Source organism: Haliscomenobacter sp. (assembly GCF_041740695.1).
Classification (GTDB): Bacteria; Bacteroidota; Bacteroidia; order Chitinophagales; family Saprospiraceae; genus Haliscomenobacter.
The window spans coordinates 1-17,602 of record NZ_JBGSLK010000013.1 but is presented as its reverse complement, the minus strand read 5'-3'; the positions used below and the strand labels follow the sequence as shown (position 1 = coordinate 17,602).

General features: G+C 47.0%; 13 protein-coding genes. 6 read left to right on the top strand and 7 right to left on the bottom strand.

Annotated features, from left to right (window positions below; translation table 11 throughout):
- Positions 1 to 187: 187 nt before the first annotated feature.
- Complete coding sequence (locus ACEW9O_RS02070; RefSeq protein WP_373548457.1) at positions 188 to 898, bottom strand: TrkA family potassium uptake protein; 711 nt, start codon at positions 896 to 898, stop codon at positions 188 to 190.
- Positions 899 to 1,056: 158 nt separating this feature from the next.
- Here ACEW9O_RS02070 and ACEW9O_RS02065 point away from each other — a divergent pair, with 158 nt between their 5' ends.
- Complete coding sequence (locus ACEW9O_RS02065) at positions 1,057 to 2,859, top strand: ATP-binding protein (RefSeq protein ID WP_373548456.1); 1,803 nt, start codon at positions 1,057 to 1,059, stop codon at positions 2,857 to 2,859.
- A gap of 126 nt (positions 2,860 to 2,985) precedes the next feature.
- On the opposite strand, the gene ACEW9O_RS02060 is transcribed toward ACEW9O_RS02065, so the two are convergent.
- Complete coding sequence (locus ACEW9O_RS02060; RefSeq protein ID WP_373548455.1) at positions 2,986 to 3,984, bottom strand: hypothetical protein; 999 nt, start codon at positions 3,982 to 3,984, stop codon at positions 2,986 to 2,988.
- A gap of 172 nt (positions 3,985 to 4,156) precedes the next feature.
- Here ACEW9O_RS02060 and ACEW9O_RS02055 point away from each other — a divergent pair, with 172 nt between their 5' ends.
- A complete protein-coding gene (locus ACEW9O_RS02055; RefSeq protein WP_373548454.1) occupies positions 4,157 to 5,359 on the top strand; it encodes a nucleoside permease in 1,203 nt (400 codons plus the stop codon).
- Between the two features lie 96 nt (positions 5,360 to 5,455).
- On the opposite strand, the gene ACEW9O_RS02050 is transcribed toward ACEW9O_RS02055, so the two are convergent.
- Complete coding sequence (locus ACEW9O_RS02050) at positions 5,456 to 6,823, bottom strand: C1 family peptidase (protein ID WP_373548453.1); 1,368 nt, start codon at positions 6,821 to 6,823, stop codon at positions 5,456 to 5,458.
- A gap of 93 nt (positions 6,824 to 6,916) precedes the next feature.
- Positions 6,917 to 7,282: a protease inhibitor I42 family protein gene (locus ACEW9O_RS02045; RefSeq protein WP_373548452.1), complete on the bottom strand. Its 366-nt coding sequence runs from the start codon at positions 7,280 to 7,282 to the stop codon at positions 6,917 to 6,919.
- A 303-nt stretch (positions 7,283 to 7,585) separates the two neighbouring features.
- On the opposite strand from ACEW9O_RS02045, the gene ACEW9O_RS02040 reads away from it, so the two are divergent.
- The gene (locus tag ACEW9O_RS02040) at positions 7,586 to 13,729 is read left to right on the top strand and encodes an alpha-2-macroglobulin (protein ID WP_373548451.1); all 6,144 of its coding nucleotides are present in this window, start codon (positions 7,586 to 7,588) and stop codon (positions 13,727 to 13,729) included.
- Positions 13,730 to 13,816: 87 nt separating this feature from the next.
- Positions 13,817 to 14,158, top strand: coding sequence for a hypothetical protein (locus tag ACEW9O_RS02035; protein WP_373548450.1), 342 nt, complete (start codon positions 13,817 to 13,819; stop codon positions 14,156 to 14,158).
- An 18-nt stretch (positions 14,159 to 14,176) separates the two neighbouring features.
- Here ACEW9O_RS02035 and ACEW9O_RS02030 read toward each other — a convergent pair whose 3' ends face one another.
- Together ACEW9O_RS02030 and ACEW9O_RS02025 are read right to left on the bottom strand one after the other, a co-directional pair.
- Entirely contained in the window at positions 14,177 to 14,863 is a 687-nt protein-coding gene (locus tag ACEW9O_RS02030) for a hypothetical protein (RefSeq protein WP_373548449.1), read from the bottom strand.
- Positions 14,864 to 14,873: 10 nt separating this feature from the next.
- Positions 14,874 to 15,029, bottom strand: coding sequence for a hypothetical protein (locus ACEW9O_RS02025; protein WP_373548448.1), 156 nt, complete (start codon positions 15,027 to 15,029; stop codon positions 14,874 to 14,876).
- 158 nt (positions 15,030 to 15,187) lie between these two features.
- Here ACEW9O_RS02025 and ACEW9O_RS02020 point away from each other — a divergent pair, with 158 nt between their 5' ends.
- The gene (locus ACEW9O_RS02020) at positions 15,188 to 16,333 is read left to right on the top strand and encodes a YhcG family protein (protein WP_373548447.1); all 1,146 of its coding nucleotides are present in this window, start codon (positions 15,188 to 15,190) and stop codon (positions 16,331 to 16,333) included.
- A gap of 100 nt (positions 16,334 to 16,433) precedes the next feature.
- On the opposite strand, the gene ACEW9O_RS02015 is transcribed toward ACEW9O_RS02020, so the two are convergent.
- Positions 16,434 to 16,820 (bottom strand): hypothetical protein, encoded by a 387-nt coding sequence (locus ACEW9O_RS02015; RefSeq protein ID WP_373548446.1) that lies wholly within the window; start codon positions 16,818 to 16,820, stop codon positions 16,434 to 16,436.
- Positions 16,821 to 16,983: 163 nt separating this feature from the next.
- On the opposite strand from ACEW9O_RS02015, the gene ACEW9O_RS02010 reads away from it, so the two are divergent.
- Positions 16,984 to 17,475 carry a toxin-antitoxin system YwqK family antitoxin gene (locus ACEW9O_RS02010; protein WP_373548445.1) on the top strand — a complete coding sequence of 164 codons (492 nt, stop codon included), beginning with the start codon at positions 16,984 to 16,986 and terminating at the stop codon, positions 17,473 to 17,475.
- Positions 17,476 to 17,602: the final 127 nt, after the last annotated feature.

The following is a 17,602-nucleotide window of genomic DNA, read 5'->3' as shown; positions in this document are numbered from 1 at the left end:
GTAAGTGAAGAGTGAAGAGTGAAGAGTGAAGAGTGAAGAGTGAAGAGTGAAGAGTGAAGAGTGAAGAGTGAAGAGTGAAGAGTGAAGAGTGAAGAGTGAAGAGTGAAGAGTGAAGAGTGAAAAGTGAAAAGTGAAAAGCAGGTACACCATTTGGATTTCACCGCCTCACTCTTCACTCTTCACTTTTTTAGTATCCCCCTTCCCTTCCCACATCATGCGTATCCGCCAGGGATTTGATTTCGGGATTGGTGCCGAAGACGACGAGGATGTCCCCTTCTTCAAAAATAGTATCGGGTTTAACGACCCCTTCGGAGACGTAAATGACTTTATTGATGCCGAGCAAGTTTTTCTTGATGCGCTTGCGTACGATGGTGACGATGTTCAAGTTGAAATTTTTGCGCAAATCAACCTCCTGCACGGTTTTTCCTACAAAAGAGGGGGGCAGGTGCAACTCTACCACCGAGTGATTTTGATCCAAGTCAAAGGATTCAATGGCCGTTTTAAGGTTGAGTTTTTTGGCCAGGCGCTCCGCAGCTTCCAACTCCGGGTGCAGGATTTCCTGGATGCCCATCGCTTCGAGTACTGTTTCGTGGGTATTGGACAAAGATCGACTGATGACCCGTTTTACCCCCAGGGTTTTTAGGTTGGCGGTGGTCATCAAAGAGGCACCTTCATTTTCCCCAATGGCCACTACAGCAACATCGGTATCTTTTAAAGGCAGGTTGCGCAAAGCCACCAAGTTGGTGCCATCCAGAGTAACCGCGTGGGTTACTTTATCTTTGATTATCTCAACTTTGTCCGGGTTTTTGTCAATGGCAATGACTTCATGGCCCATTTCAGTCAACTGAAAAGCCAAGGAAGCACCAAAATTACCCAATCCGAAAATCAACACTTTCATAGGTTGCAAGTATAATTTCCCACAAACATAATAATAATGCCGCGCAATTCGGAAAAATCTGTGGATTAGCTTAAATCTCGGCGCTTAAGCTCAAAAATTGTATAATATGAATAATCTTTTTAACTTTAGGTTGCAAGGAAATGAAACCTCGTTCTCCTATGAAAAACTTCCTAAACCGTTTCCTGCGCTTGAACGACACCACAGTACCACTTGAGAACAAACTGTCTGATATTGTTACTTTTGGCACGTTCGTCAGCGTGGGGGTTGGCCTTATACAGAACATCACCATTGGTATCCACTGGTTTGTCAATTCTATGCTCGGTGGAACCATGCTGGTCAGCGCCATCTGCTTTTATTTGTCGCGGTACAGAAATCGATATCGGCAGATTCGGCCTTATTTTCTGGTGTCGATCGGGGTTTTTCTGGCGATTTCATGGTTTGCCAACTACGGGGTACGGGGTCCTTCGCTGGTGTTGATGGCAATGTTCGCAGTATTAGGGGCCTTGTTGATCAAAAAAAGAAACAACGTCCTTTTTTTTATTGCTTTAGCCCTCTTGTCTACGGTTCTTTTATTGATCGAGCTCTATCATCCCGAAACCTTGCGACAGTATCAGACTGACTTACAGCTACAACTCGATCTGTTCAATACCTACATCTTTGGGATTGTTTTTTTGGCACTCACCATTTCTTTTTTCAAAAGCAGCTACGAAGAAGACCGGGAAGTATTGCTTCAAACTACCGAAAGGCTGGAGCATTCCCAGGAAGAAATCATCAAGGAAAAGGAAAAGGCGGAGAAAGCCGAACGTGCCAAAACCGAGTTTTTGGCCAACATGAGCCACGAGATCCGCACCCCACTCAATTCCATTATAGGCACTGCCGATTTGCTCAACGAGACCGAACTCAGTCCCCGGCAGCAAGAATACCTGGAAACGATCAGCATCAGTAGTCGGCACCTGCTCAATTTGGTGAGTGATGTGCTCGATATGTCGCGGATTGACCAGGGGCGGCTATTTTTGGAAAGCCAGAATTTTCAATTGACCACATTGATGAATAGCACCCTCGTGTTGTTCCGCAATGAGCCCAAAATCAGCAACAAACAATTGACATTGAACGTGCTGATTGCCCCCAATACACCAGAAAATTTGCGCGGGGATGCGTATCGATTGCGTCAGGTCATTGTAAACCTGGTCAGCAATGCCATCAAATTTTCAAACACCGGGAGTATTGAGATCAAAGTGGCCAAAAAGGCGATGCAGGTACCGGGTAAAATATGTATTGTTTTTGAAGTAAAAGATTCTGGTGTAGGGATTTCCGAAGAAGACCTGCCCAAGTTGTTTCGTCCTTTTTCTGAAATAAAAACGGCTACCCAACATCCATTCCGTGGCGCTGGTCTGGGCTTGGCCATTACCCAAACCATCGTCACGATGATGGGTGGTGAAGTCAAAGTAGAAAGTGTACTGAACCATGGAACCACCTTCACTTTTTGTGTGCAGTTGGAAGCGGGCATTCCACTTGTTCAGTTACCCGATAACGGTGGGGGAGAGGAAGGTAAATTGGCGGATGTATACCCCTTGAGTATTTTGGTAGCCGAAGACAATATCCTCAATCAAAAGTTGATTGCCCGCATCATGGAACACTTTGGGTACCATATCGACATTGTGGACAATGGGAATGGGGTGATTCAAAAACTGAGCCAGCAGGATTACGACCTTATTTTTATGGATGTACAAATGCCAGAATTAGACGGCATTGAAGCAACCCGAGCCTTGCGCAAACTGAGTACAGCCCCCCAGCCCTATATCGTCGCCATGACGGCAGCAGCAGCTCCCGAAGACCAGGAGGCTTGTTTTGCAGCAGGAATGAATGATTATGTGGTCAAACCGATTTCGATGACCAAAATCCGGGCCTTGATCCCGAAGTGGAAGGAGGGCGTGGAGAAAATGAAAAAGAGTGAAAAGTGAAGAGTGAAAAGCATTTACACCATTTGGATTCCACCGTTTAGCGTATTTTTCACTCTTCACTCTTCACTCTTCACTCTTCACTCTTCACTCTTCACTCTTCACTCTTCACTCTTCACTCTTCACTCTTCACTTCAAGTCCAGCAAGAACCCGATCGTGAAGTTGGCATCCCAATCAAAGACAAAGGTTTTGCAGCCCGTTTCCTCGGCAAAAGCCTTGTAGATGTTCAAGCCCGATTTTTGTTTGCCACCTTCTGCTTTAATGTCTTCAGGTTTGGTCAGTACAGTATAGCGTTCTTTGCCATTGCGGATGGCTTTGGCAAACTCAAAAGGAACGCCACCGATGATGAAGCAAATCTTGCGCTTGGAGGCTGGAATTTGAGCCGCGATGGAAGCAGCTTCGTCATATGCTGCTTGGTCACTTACGTTGTTTTGGTAATACTTGGAACCATAAGTTTCACCACTTTTGATTTCGCCTCCATCCATCCAGGAAACCTTAGTGTTGCCTGAGCCAATGTCCAATACAAAAGCTTCATTTGCATAGGAGGCGGGCAATACACACTTGAGTGCATAGGTGCCTTCTTGTTCAGCGGTAACGGGGTTGACGAAATACTTGAGTGCTTTGAGCCCCTTGGAGATTTTTTGGGTTTCCGGCGTTTTGAGGGCTCCGGAACTCACCACGAAGTGAATGTCTTTTGGCGACACACCAAAAGCAAGCATGTTGCCGATGTAATTTTTGAGCCCCGCGCGCACATCGTCGTCGGTAGCCATGTTTTCGTACACCAGACTGGAGCCAAACTCCGCTTTTTCAAGCTTCCAGGTTTTTTTAGCATCAACATTGATGATGAAAGAGTTGAAACCGGAAGCGCCCAATTCTACAACCCCTTTCAGCTTGCCATTGACCGGGGCGGGAGGCAAATAGCTAAAAGCAGCCCGGCTAGTGGTAGTCTTTGATTTGGTGCTCGGTTTTTCCTCTTCTTCCTCGACAGGTCTGGCCGGAGAAGTTTTTTCTTCAGTTTTGGTTGTACTTGTGGCAGTATTTTGAGGCAAATATTTACGTACCGCAAAAAAGATCCCCACTGCAACCAGCGCCAGAATTAAAATTTTGGCAAAAGGTGTAAGCTTCATAGATTGAAAAATTTGGTTTGGAAGATGCCCGAAATTTAGGAATATTTACTGCATTCTGGGATTTTATTTGTCACTCACAAAATTAAAAGGAAATTCCACCATAAATTATTCCGGCTTTTTTACTTTTACCCAAGTATAATTTTATCTTTTTCATCCAAGCCTTTCACAAAACATGAGTGCAACCACCCGTTTTCAATTGATGGTCATGATGTTCTTGGAGTTCCTGATCTGGGGCTCCTGGTACGTTACCATGGGTACTTACCTGGGGGACAACCTCCAAGCCACTGGGGTACAAATTGGATTGGCGTATCAAACCGTGAGCATCGGTGCCATCATTGCGCCTTTTTTTATTGGCTTGATTGCCGACCGTTTTTTTCCTGCACAGCGCATCCTGGGCGTTTTGCACCTGGTTGGCGCAGTAGTGCTCTACTTCTTAGGGCAACAAAGTGACTTCAATGGCTTTTATGTCCTGGTCCTCATCTACATGTTGTTGTACATGCCAACTTTGGCCTTGGTCAATGCGATTGCTTTTAGACAGATGAGCGATACGGCCAAAGAATTCCCCCCGGTGCGGGTATTGGGCACCATCGGCTGGATTGTGGTGGGTAACATTATCGCGTATTTGGCTTTGGAAAAAACCAAGTCTTTGGATCAAACCTTCTTGATCGGAGCGATTGCTTCAGCAGCATTGGGTGTCTTTAGTTTTTTCTTGCCGAACACACCACCTCCCAAGAGCAAAGAAGAAAAAATCTCCATCAGTGATATCCTGGGGCTGGAAGCGCTGGGCATGCTGAAAAACCCATCTTATTTGATCTTTTTTATCGGCTCCATCCTGGTCTGTATTCCGCTCTCCTTTTATTACAACTTTGCCAATCCTTTTTTGAATGAAGCGGGAATGGAAGGTGCAGCGGGGAAAATGAGCTGGGGTCAAATCAGCGAAATTGCTTTCATGTTGGTACTGCCAGTAGCCTTGATTCGCTATGGCATCAAAAAGATCTTATTGGTGGGAATGTTGGCCTGGGCTTTGCGCTACATCTGTTTCGCCTATGGCGATGCCGGGGCCAATTATTGGATGTTGATCGTAGGGATTATTCTACACGGCGTTTGTTACGACTTCTTCTTTGTAACGGGCCAAATTTATACGGAGCAACAAGCTGGAGAGCGTTTCAAAAGTTCGGCTCAAGGTTTGATTACCCTGGCTACTTATGGCATCGGAATGTTCATCGGATCGTACATCAGCGGATTTGTAGTGGACCTATACAATGCGGATGGGGTACACAACTGGACTTCGATCTGGATGGTACCTGCCGGGCTGGCGGTGGTGATTTTGCTGGGCTTTGCCTTTTTCTTTAGGAGTGAAAAGAGTGAAGAGTGATGAGTGAAGAGTGATGAGCAATTACACCATTTGGATTCCACCGTTTAGCGTATTTTTCACTCTTCACTCTTCACTCTTCACTCTTCACTCTTCACTTTACGCTTTCTTAAACGTCATCGTCGCCGTCTGCGTGCCTCGTGCATCATTGAATTTGCTGACCATTACCACCTTCATGCCTGTGGCCTGCTTGTTGATGAAGAGGGTGCGGACCACAAAATTCTGGTTGTAAATGGCTTGGTGGGTATAATTTGGATTGCCATTGAGTTTGACCACCTGCGCTTTGCCCCAGTCGCAATCTTGGGGGGAGCATTGACCCCAGGTTGCGATGTTGTTGCCACTGTCTACAAAGTTGATCTTGGTCAAGCTAACCGTGTTAGGGTCAACGTTTACCCAGTTGTCAAGTAGACCTACTATGATGCCAGGATTCTTGATGATACCAGGATTAACCAGTACCAAATTTGCTTTCGCTTTCACCCACACTGCCCGGCGACCAATGTTGTTGGCGTTGTACTTGATCCACATCAGACCACCCATGCCCCAGTTGGTTCCCCAGGAGTTTTTGATCAACCATGCGCCTTTGGCGTCGTCCCAGCCGATGATTTGTACCACGTGGTTGGAAGAAGGACTGCCGTAGTTGCTGGCAAAGCCAAAGAATGTACCCGCTACATAGTTTTGGAACAAACCATCTACCATGACGCTGGAGGCAACCGAACCATATTTACAAATGGCTTCTTTGATTTTAGCTACCGAAGCAATGCCTGCATAGGTTGCGGCAGGATCGGCCAAACCCCAGGCTTCTGCCTTGTAAGAGGTTGCAGGTTTGGATTGACAAGCCGTTGCCGAAGAGCTATAAGGATAAGTAGCTTCAGTCGCTACACTGTTGTTGCCGTCTACCCACCATTGATAAACCAGGTTGGTCATCCCTCCACTGCAGTCGCCACCGCCAGAGCAGGAGAGTACTTGTTGCTCGGAAAGGTTCAAGGCATTAGCAGCGCCACCGTTTATTTTCAGGTAGTTGGACTCATAAGCCGCAACGGTACCAAAAGCCCAGCAGCTGCCGCAACCAGCCTGATCGCGAACAGGTGTAACGTGCCCTTTGGAGCGTGCATCATAAGCTCCCATGCCTGCATTACAAGCCAATACACCGGGGTCGATGGTGAAGGTTTTGGTGCGCAGGTAAGTGTTGATGCTCTGGAGTTGTTGAGGGGATGGTTCCCTTTCGCCGGTAATTTGTGCAATGGAGCGACCGGATACAGAAGTGAAACCTACTGCAAAAGGTAATCTTTGGGTCGCAATAAACTGGCGTTGTTGTTGCAACTCCAATTTGATGGGCTGGGGTGCTTGAATTTCACGGTTGATGTAGATCTGGGGAACTTGAACTTGAGCGTACATGCTACAAGCGCTCAACAATAGTGCAAATAGGTAGAGCGGCTTGGTAAAGCCAGCAAAGGTTAACTTTTTCATGGTAATTTGCTTAAAGGGTTGGTGATAGAATTTTGGGATTTATGGGGGGCGGAAGGTACTGTTCGTTTAAGGGGACACTACCTCCCGGTTCTTCTAGTCGATCTGTACGGTGTAGCTTTCTCGCTTGGCGTCCGCAGGAATCTGCTTGTTAAAGGGCCTCCGGTACACAAAATCCAGCGTGGTCTTGCCTTGTTTCAATGCTTTGAACACAAATACATCCATGCCCGATTTTCCGTCGGTGGTTTTTTCAGACTCTTGATAGGTTTGGCGATCCAGGTGTACGTATTGGCTGTCCACTGGATTGGCCAAAGCCCAACTGTAGCCGGTCGCGATGCTGCCGGGTAACTCAATCGTAAACTTTTCGCCTACTTTGGCGCGAATAGTGTGTTGTTCAGGGATCATGTCAGGGTCAGTTTGGCATTGTGCCAGGATAAATAGAAGGCTGATCAACCATTTCATAACTATGATTTTGGTGAACATTCATCAATAGGTGTTGGAGCAGGTAGGGGACGTTCCAGTTTTTTTGATTTTTTATGAAAAAAGTTAAGTAAGGTTGAGGCTACCGCAGCGACTTGAGCAATGTCGATGTCAAAATCGCTGCGGTAGCCTCAACCTCCCTCAACTTTCTCAACCTTCTCAACCTTCAAACAATAAATACTGCTATGTAAAAGTTAAGGAACCGAGGCACAAAAGCCCATTTCGTAACATTTTTTTATGTAATTTTATAAGTCTTTGCATCCGGTGCTTGATAAACATACTACGATGAAAAACAACCACAAGTCAATAATCCAATGGACACTCCTCGCTCTTGCAAGTACACTCGTCATCTTGACGGGGTTCGGCAAAAACCTTTTTTCAACCCAACGCCCAATGACCCTGAAAGATTATCCTAAAGAATGGAAGCAGATCGATTCCCTGGAAAATCAGGGATTGCTGCGCACTGCGCTGGAAAAAGTAGACGCGCTCTACACCCGGGCGAAACAAGAGAAAGAATCTGCCCAAGTCCTCAAAGCCCTGATTTACCGCAGCAAATACCTGGCTAACCTGGAAGAAAACGGTGAAATCCTGGCCATCAACCGCCTGCGGGAAGAAGTGGAAGGGGCTGGTTTTCCAGAAAAAAACATTCTCCAGTCCATGTTGGGGCAGTTGTACCAGAAATACCAGGACGAAAATTACTGGCGCCTCAGCAACCGCACCACCATTGCCGATTATAAGCCCGATGATCTGGCCACCTGGTCGGCGGAGCAAATCCAGGATGAAAGTGCCAAACTTTACCTGGCTTCGGTTGAAGGGCAGGGTTTACGCAGCACTCCACTGAAAAACTACGACCCCATTTTGTTGCCCGGGGTCAATACGGAAGGCCTACGGCCAACCCTTTTCGACGTGTTGGCCCACCGGGCCATCAGCCATTTTGCCAACTCACGGAGCCGGGTGGCCACGCCAGCGTATAAGTTTTACATCGACAATCCTGCCGCATTTGGTGATGCGGCCAGTTTTGCCTCGGCTAATTTTCCCAGCAAAGATGAGGTTTCGTACCATCGCCGCGCCTTGTTGTTGTACCAGGAGGTCATCAAAGTACACCTGAACGATCCTGCGCCCGATGCATTGATCGATGCTGACTTGTTGCGCCTTGATTTTGTAAACGAAAATTCCACTTTGGCCAATAAAGCTGACTTATACCTGGCGGCTTTGGAAAACGTGGTGAAAAAATATCCTACTCATCCTGCCGCAGGTGGGGCTACCTACCGCATGGCGCAACATTTCGCCCAACGGGGCCGGCAGTTCAACGCTCAGGACAAAAACACCGAGAAATACCGCCTGGACCTGAAAAAGGCCAAAACGATTTGTGAGGATTGTATCAAAAAATTCCCCAAATCGAATAGCGCACAGTTGTGCAAAAACCTGATCGCCAGCCTCGGCAACCGCAGCGTGAACCTGCAACTGGAGGAAGTGAGCAGCCCGAAAGAGCCCATTTTGATTCAGATCGGCTTCCGCAACGCGAGCAAAACCTTCCTGCGCCTGGTGCAACTTACCCCTGAACAACGCGACAAACACCGCAAATTGCGCCAGGAAGAGGGCGATGCTTTTTTGCGCAAACTCAAACCTGTGCGGAAGTGGACGGCCACACTGCCCGATGATGGGGACCTGCAGGAACACTCCACCGAAATCAAAACCGATGGCCTCGAACTGGGCTTTTACGCCCTGCTGGCTGCCGACGACGATGCCATGGGCAACAAGGAACGCCGCCCAGCCATTGCTTTTTTCCACGTCTCCAACTTCGGTATCCTGACCCGCAACGACGATACGGGGTCTCTGAATTTGGTGGTGGTCAATCGCCAAACCGGTGAACCCATCTCAGGTGTAGAAGCGACCTTTTTTAGTAACGAATACAACCGTACTTCCCGCACCTACGATGACATTGAAATTGGCAAAGCCAAAACCGATGCCGATGGCTTCGTGTCCTCCAATGTCCGCGATCGCTCCATCCGCGTGCGCCTCGTTCAGGGTAAGGACTACCTGTACCTGAACGACAGCTACTACAGCTACAGCCGCGACATACGCGAAGACATTACGCAAAACACGTACTTCTTCCTGGATCGCGCCATTTACCGCCCCGGACAAACGATCTATTATAAAGGCATCGCGGTGGAAAACCGCCCCAATGAGAAGCCGATCATTTTGACCAATACCAAAGTGACCGTGACCTTTTTTGATGCCAACAACCAGGAAATTGAACGCAAAGAGCTGGTGACCAACGCCTACGGCTCCTTCAACGGCACCTTTGTGGCCCCTGCGGGTGGTTTGCGTGGTCGCATGAGCCTGATCAGCAGCATCGGTGCTTCTTCCACTAGCTTCAATGTAGAAGAATACAAACGCCCAACCTTTGAAATAACCCTCAAGCCACTGGAGGGAGAGGCCAAACTGGATCAGGAAATCAACGTTAAAGGCGACGCCAAAGCCTTTGCAGGCAACAACATTACCGGTGCCAAGGTTACCTACCGCGTGGTGCGCCAAACCCGCATTCCCTGGTGGATGATGTGGCGCTGGGGTGGTTATTGGCCAGGCAACAGTGAAGAGCAGGAAATTGCCCAGGGTGAAACCCAGACGGACGACCAAGGCTTGTTCAGCATCAGCTTCCAGGCTATTCCCGACCGGAATGTGGCGGCAGCAGACAAACCCGAATTCCAATTCACCGTGTACGCCGATGTGGTGGACATCACGGGTGAAACCCATTCCGCTCAACGCAGCGTGACCATTGGTTACATTGGGTTGAATGTGGAACTGGATATGGCAGAAAAAATGGATCAAGCCAGAACCTATTACCTGGGCATCCGCACCCAGAACCTGGACGGACAATTCCAGGCGGCGAGTGGCAAGGTCAAAATTTACCGCCTTCAGAGTCCGACTCAGCCCTACCAAAATCGCTTGTGGGAAGCCCCGGATCGGCCCAGCATTGCCGAAAAAGATTTTCGCGCTGCTTTCCCCAACCTGCCTTTTGGCAAAGAAGACAAACCTGAAAGCTGGGCCAAGCAGGATGTAGTTTTTGATCAAAATTTCAATACTGCCGAAAACGACAGCCTGGCGTTGCCGATGATGAACCTCAGTGCGGGTCATTACGCATTGGAATTGAGTACCCAGGATGCCAAGGGTGAAAAAATTGAAATCACCAAATACTTCCAGGCCTACAACAGCGTAAGCAAACAAATCCCCGCCAGTACCCTCCTGATGCGGGAATGGGACCAAAGCAGCTTTGAGCCGGAAGAAATGGCCGACCTCATGATGTACTCCGGTTTGCCGAACCTCAAAATCCTGATTGAAACCGAAAAAAACAACCGCATCCGCGACCGCAAATGGATCAGCCTCAAAAACTGGGCAGAGGAAAGTTACCTGGTGAAAGAAGCTGACCGGGGCAATGTGCAGTACCTGCTCGCCTACGTGTGGAATGGCCGTGCCTACAGTGACCACCTGACCCTGAATGTGCCCTGGAGCAACCAGGAACTGAAAGTAGAATACCAAACTTTCCGCGACAAACTCAAACCCGGTCAGGACGAAGAATGGCGCTTGCGCATCAGCGGGCCGAAGGGTGAACAAGTGGCGGCAGAAATGGTGGCTACGCTGTACGATGAGTCCTTGGACCAGTTTGCAGTCAACAGTTGGTACATGTGGCCTTTTGGCAGCCAATCCTACTCGGCTTACCGCTGGAACAATCAAGCTTTTGGCGCAACTTCCGCCAATTATTTCATCAGCACAACTCAAGGCGAAGTAGCTGGTCGTGCTTATCCAAGCTTCAACTGGTTTGGCTATATTTACGATGGAGAAGGTGGTGATGTAAGGGTGGTGGGCGGCCGCGCTCGTACCATGTCGCGAAGTGCGCCAAATGTAATGCATGATATGGCCGTACAAGAAGAAGCGGCAATGGCTCCACCAGGAGCACAGCCAGCACCCTACGCATTGGAGAAAAAATCCAAGGATAGCGCAGGTGTAGAGCTGGATGATAAGCCTGTAGCTGAAGCCAAGCCAGAGGCCAAGCCCGCCGACTTCCAGCCCCGCACCAACCTCAAAGAAACCGTTTTCTTCCTACCCGAACTGGCCACCGATGCCAGCGGTGCCATCCTCATCAAATTCAAGATGAACGAGGCCCTGACCCGCTGGAAATTCCTGGGCCTGGCGCATACCAAAGACCTGAAAATCGGTAGCACCACCCGCTCGGTGGTGACCCAAAAAGAATTGATGGTACAACCCAACGCGCCACGTTTCCTGCGCGAGGGGGATGAGATTGAGTTTACCGCCAAGGTGAGCAACCTGAGTGGTCAAGTGCTTACGGGGATGGCTTCCTTGCAGTTGTTTGACGCGGTGAATGGTTCGGCGATCGATGCGCAACTGGCGAATAACAATAGCTCGCAGTCCTTTACCGTAGCAATTGGGCAGTCGTCGCCCTTGTCCTGGAAACTGAAAATCCCCGTAGGTGGGGCCAGCGCGGTGACGTACCGGGTGATGGCTTCGGCGGGCAGTTTTAGCGATGGGGAAGAAAATGCCTTGCCCGTACTGAGCAACCGCATGTTGGTGACGGAGACTTTGCCCTTGTTTGTACGCAGCAAACAAAACAAAAGCTTTACCCTGGCTTCGATGGGGGAAAGCTTCAAGTCCAGCACCATGCAGCCGTACCAGTTTACGTTGGAATTCACCTCCAACCCAGCTTGGTTGGCCGTGAAGGCGCTGCCTTACTTGATGGAATACCCGCACGACTGTTCCGAGCAGATATTTAGTCGCTATTATGCGAATACCCTAGCCGCGCACGTGGTGGATCAGCACCCCAAAATCCGCCAGGTGTTCGACAAGTGGAAAAATTCTGCCACGGCTTTGCAAAGCAACCTGCGTGCCAACCAAGAACTGAAGTCGGTACTCCTGGAAGAAACGCCCTGGGTACTGGAAGCACAAAGTGAAGAAAAACAACGCCAACAAATCGCCATCCTCTTCGACCTGGACCGTATGGCCAACGAGGAGGTAGCTGCCTTGGGCAAATTGCGCGAACGCCAAATGGCGGATGGCGGCTGGAGCTGGTTCCCCGGCGGAACGGGCAACTGGTACATCACTCAACACCTGGCTTCGGGCTTTGGTCACCTGGCCAAACTGGGCGTAAAACCCAAATTGGCGAGTGATGAAATGGCGCTGAAAGCGATCGAATTCTGCGATGCTCAAGTGGTCAAGGCCTATGAAGACCTGAAAAAAGCGGAAAAGGATAAACGCCTGAAGTTGTCCGACGACAACCTTTGGGACATGTACATCCACTACCTGTACACCCGTAGCTTTTATCCCAAAGCTACCAGCACCAAGGAAGCTACCGAAGCGCGCAACTACCTGATCCAACAGGCCAAAACCTACTGGACCAAAAAGGGCAATTACCAGCAGGGGATGCTGGCACTGGCGCTGCACCGTTTTGAGGACAAAACTACGCCTGCGCAGATCGTAAAATCTCTGGGTGAACGCGCCATCCGCTCCGAAGAGTTGGGTATGTACTGGAAATTGCCATCGGGCTACTACTGGTATGAAGCCCCCGTTGAAACGCAGTCGCTGATGATCGAACTCTTCGCCGAGGTCGGCAAAGACGACAAAGCAGTGGACGAGTTGAAGGTATGGCTGCTGCGCAACAAACAGACCACCCACTGGAAAACGACCAAGGCGACTTCGGAAGCGATCTACGCCCTGCTCGTGACCCAAGGCAAGGTGGACATATTGGCCGACGCCGAACCGGTGAAACTGGAGTTCAAACAAATGAAGAATAAAGCTGCTCAGGCTAGCATCAGTAAAGCGCAAAACGACGCAGAACCGGGCACCGGCTACTTCAAAACCTCCTGGAAGGGCAAAGACATCCAGCCAGGTATGGAGCAGGTGAGTGTGAGCAATCCCAACAGCGGCATCGCCTGGGGCGCTATGTACTGGCAGTACTTCGAACAACTGGACAAAATCAAAGGCTTCGAAGCAACTCCGCTGACGCTGAAGAAAAAACTCTTCAAAGAGGAAAAAACCGCGACCGGGCTGAAACTACGCGAGATCACCGACACCGAGCCCCTGCGCCCTGGCGACAAACTGATCGTACGGGTAGAACTGCGCTCCGACCGCGACATGGAATACATCCACCTGAAAGACATGCGTGCCTCCGGCTTCGAACCGATGAACGTGCTGAGCCAATACAAGTACCAGGGCGGCCTGGGCTACTACGAAAGTACTGGCGATGCGGCGACGCACTTCTTCATCGATTACCTAAGAAAAGGGACTTATGTGTTTGAATACCCGCTGCGGGTCGTACACAAAGGGTCGTTTTCGAATGGGATCAGTAGTATTCAGTGTATGTATGCGCCGGAGTTTAGTAGCTTTTCGAGTGGGGAGAGGGTTGAGGTGAAGTAATGCATAGGGAGAGAACACCTGGGCTAGGGCTTGGGTGTTCTCTTTTACCTATAACCACCTGCATTCCATATCCATACAGAACCATTCATGATGGGACAAAAAACATTGTACGAAGACAAAAGAGAAGGGCTTCACGTTGTCATTACTGCGGAAGAGCGTGAAAGCGGAGCATTGGTCATTGCTGGTTATGACGTAGGTGAAATTGTTAAAAGTATTAGAGGAGACTCAGATTACGAGTATTACCTTTCCGTCAACAAAGACGAGGTGCAAAAATTGATGCACAAAATATCCACGGAGCAAGGAATAGCGCCGAACTTTCCTGCTTTATTGGATTGGTTGGCGGCACGGTATGATGATGAGTATTGTTTTAGTAAAATTCAGGCGTTGTTGAAGGAGATGGGGGTTGAGGCGGAGTTTAGTTGTTGGTGAGGTCCATCTTCGATTTCACTATTTATCTGCCAATAGTGGCATAACCTCTAGTTTCGTCCCTTTTACTATATTATATTTTGATAAATTTTCTTTATCAATATTTTCTAATTTATCAAGCCTTGACTTGTAATACATTTTTTGCCCTTCAATATCGACCAAAATCCATTTTTCTTCATAGGTGAATGGAGGTAAAAAATCAGACATAGCTAGATATACAGCATTAAGAAAATCTCCTATTCCTTGAATTTCGGCTAGATCAAACTTAATTATATTTAATTCGCCATTTGTAATTTTATTATAATCAATTTCAACGAAAGATTCATAAGAGCGTTTATAGTTAGGTAATTCATGCATCATTTTCTTTATGCTAAACCTTAGGTCTTGAATGAGTCCGTCAATGGACTTTAATTCTTCAACAATATTTATCAAAGCAATTCGTATTTTATTTTCATTTAACACAAAATCGCCAATGGAAATAATCCCATTCCTGAAATTTCGATTATTCCCTGCTAACCAACCTTTTAAATTAATTAAATCGTTATGCAAGTTTTTGCCCAGTAAATTTGCGTGTAATGTATTGTTTTGGGAATCATTGTTGTAGAAATCATTTATAAAATCAGTACACGCAAGCATTATATTCAATGCTTCCTTTAATTCATTTTTTTCAATGAGTTCTTTTATTTCTTGAAAGCTGTAAATATTCATCTTCTATTTGTTAGTTGCGTTTAATCGTTTGAACAAATCTGGCCACTGGTTCAAGTCTGAAGATCAATTGAAATTCGGTAATCGGGCCATTGACCAATTTGAGGGTAGTGGCGTATTCGGTAATGACTTGCTTGATGATATCGGCGTAGTGGGTTAATTTATCCATTCCAAAATCAGTTTTTCAATGGGATCAAAAATAGGGATTTTTGCGCTCTTTTAAGATGCATTTTTTGTTAGATTTAAAACTAAAATTTAAAAATAATTTTTAAAAATAAATTAAATGTTTTAAATTTACACTTTCATCCAACACCTCTATAATCACCTATGCAATTTACCACTCTCCAACAAATACTACTTCACCTTGAAGATGGTTTTCGTCTCGAAGCGGGCAGATCAGTCAACCGCTACATGACCGTGCGCAATTGGCTGATGGGGTTTTACATCGTCGAGTTTGAGCAAAATGGCGAAGATCGGGCCAAGTATGGGGCGAAGCTGATTCAAAGCCTCGCCAAGTCAATGAACCGTTCAGGGCTTTCTTCTACAACTTTGAAGTTGTCCAAACAATTCTATCTGGCTTACCGTCGAATTGGCCAACAAGCATTTGATACCTTAAAGAGTTTGCAAATTGGTCAGACGTCTGACCAATTCCAATTGACTGAAAATCATTTGCTTGAAATTGTGCAGACGTCTGCACAATCCTACGAAACTGATCCCGAGCAGCTACTTAACCGCTTGTCATTTTCTCATATTACGCTCATCCTACAGTTTGATGAACCAGTAAAAAGGGCATTTTATGAGATCGAAAGCATCAAAGGCGGTTGGGGGGTGAGGGAGTTAAAGCGGCAGATAGATTCGGCTTTGTTTGAACGCACCGGGCTTTCTACCGATAAAAACACGCTATTGGAACGCGTGCATCAGGGTGCTGCACCGTTTAGTCCGGAAGATTTTATCCGCTCCCCTTTTGTGTTTGAATTTCTTGGCATACCCGTAGGAGCTAGCATTCAAGAACGTGATTTGGAAAAGGCACTACTCGACCATTTACAGCTATTTCTGCTCGAACTTGGTCGCGGTTTCTGCTTTGAGGCTAGGCAAAAGCGTATGCTCATTGGGTCGGAATGGTACAAAGTTGACCTTGTTTTTTACCATCGCTTGCTTAAATGCCATGTGTTAATTGACCTAAAAAACGAGCCTTTCAAACTCGAACACGCGGGCCAGATGAACGGGTATGTCAACTTTTATAAAGAAAATGAACAGCAAACTGACGACAACCCACCTATTGGTATTTTGCTCTGTACCGCAAAACATGAAACAGTAGTGCGTTTCGCACTTGGCGGCTTAGATGAGCGCATTTTTGTGAGTCAATACAAACTACATCTGCCCGCTGTGCAGGAACTGGAAGCCTTTTTAGAACACGAAAAAGTACAGATGGATATGGTTAGGCGGCGTAAGTCGCGAAAAAGATCGGGGTAATTGGGATATCTCTACCGCTTTAGGATAAGGAAAAAGTGTGCTTTGCCTCATAGGTTGTTGAAGGCAAAGAAATAAACTCCCTTACCTCCAACAATCTATTTTATTTTACCCGAGTAAAAAAGGTTTTACCCGTTGGGCCTGCGTGTCCACAAGGGTCGCTCACCATCGTTAGTGAATTCGTAGTTTCCGTGAGTACAAATTTGTATACCCCTTTTCCATCCTTGCATGCAGCAGGGCCGCTTACATCTTCTATGGTCATTGTATCGCCTTCTATCGAGTATTTTCCTTCTATTTCAATCGTGCCATCTACGCCTAAATCAACTGCATAAGTACCGTTAGCTTTCATCGAGACTTTAAATGTAAGTACGTTTCCGTTTTCATCTTTGTCGCTCGCTGTCCAGTCACCTACGACTGAGAGTTGAGCGAATCCAGTAAAGGGCAGTAAGAATAGCAGCCCAGCCAGCAGGTTTTTCATCATTTTCATCATAATAGATTCAGTTTTGTTTATGAGTTTTATTCTCAGGCGGTAAAACTAGCCTAAACCAATAAGTTTTTGCTAATTCAGCAGAATATTAAAAAAACTCGATCAATGGAACTAATTTTTTTCCTAAACGTTCCCTACTTTTGAACAAACCAAATCTACAGTTAATATGAAACTTATTTTTACCTTCCTTCTTACAGGTTTATCCCTGTGTGCATTTTGCCAAGACACGATCCGAACTTATTTTGACGCTTTTTGGCGACCAACCGTTGAACAGGATGCATCTTATTATCGAAAGCTATACAAAAATGCGCAAAACTTATGGGTTGCCAATGATTTTTATTTGGATGGCCAGCTACAAATGCAAGGATATTTTAGCAATCCTAAGACAGAGAAAAAAACCGGGCATTTCACCTACTATTATGCAAATGGAGCAAAAGAATCCGAAGGAGAATACGCCGATGGGTACAAAACAGGCCCCTGGCGTAGCTGGTTTTATTCCAATGCTTTAGATAGCGAGGGTAACTACGCTAGAGATAAAAAAATAGGCACCTGGGTATGGTACCACAAAAATGGACAAATTAGCGCTCGTGAAATATATGAGAATGACAAGTTGAAAGAATTTGAATATTTTGACGAAGCAGGTGTTAAGAGCCTGTAAAAAATTACGTTTTTCTCAATATGAGATGAATGTTAGCAATCAAAACAAAAGTCTCACTAGTTCTGGTGTCGGCTTCGTAATCAAGGGAGAGCCTTCTTGACCACATGAGCCAAGAAATCGTCCTCTC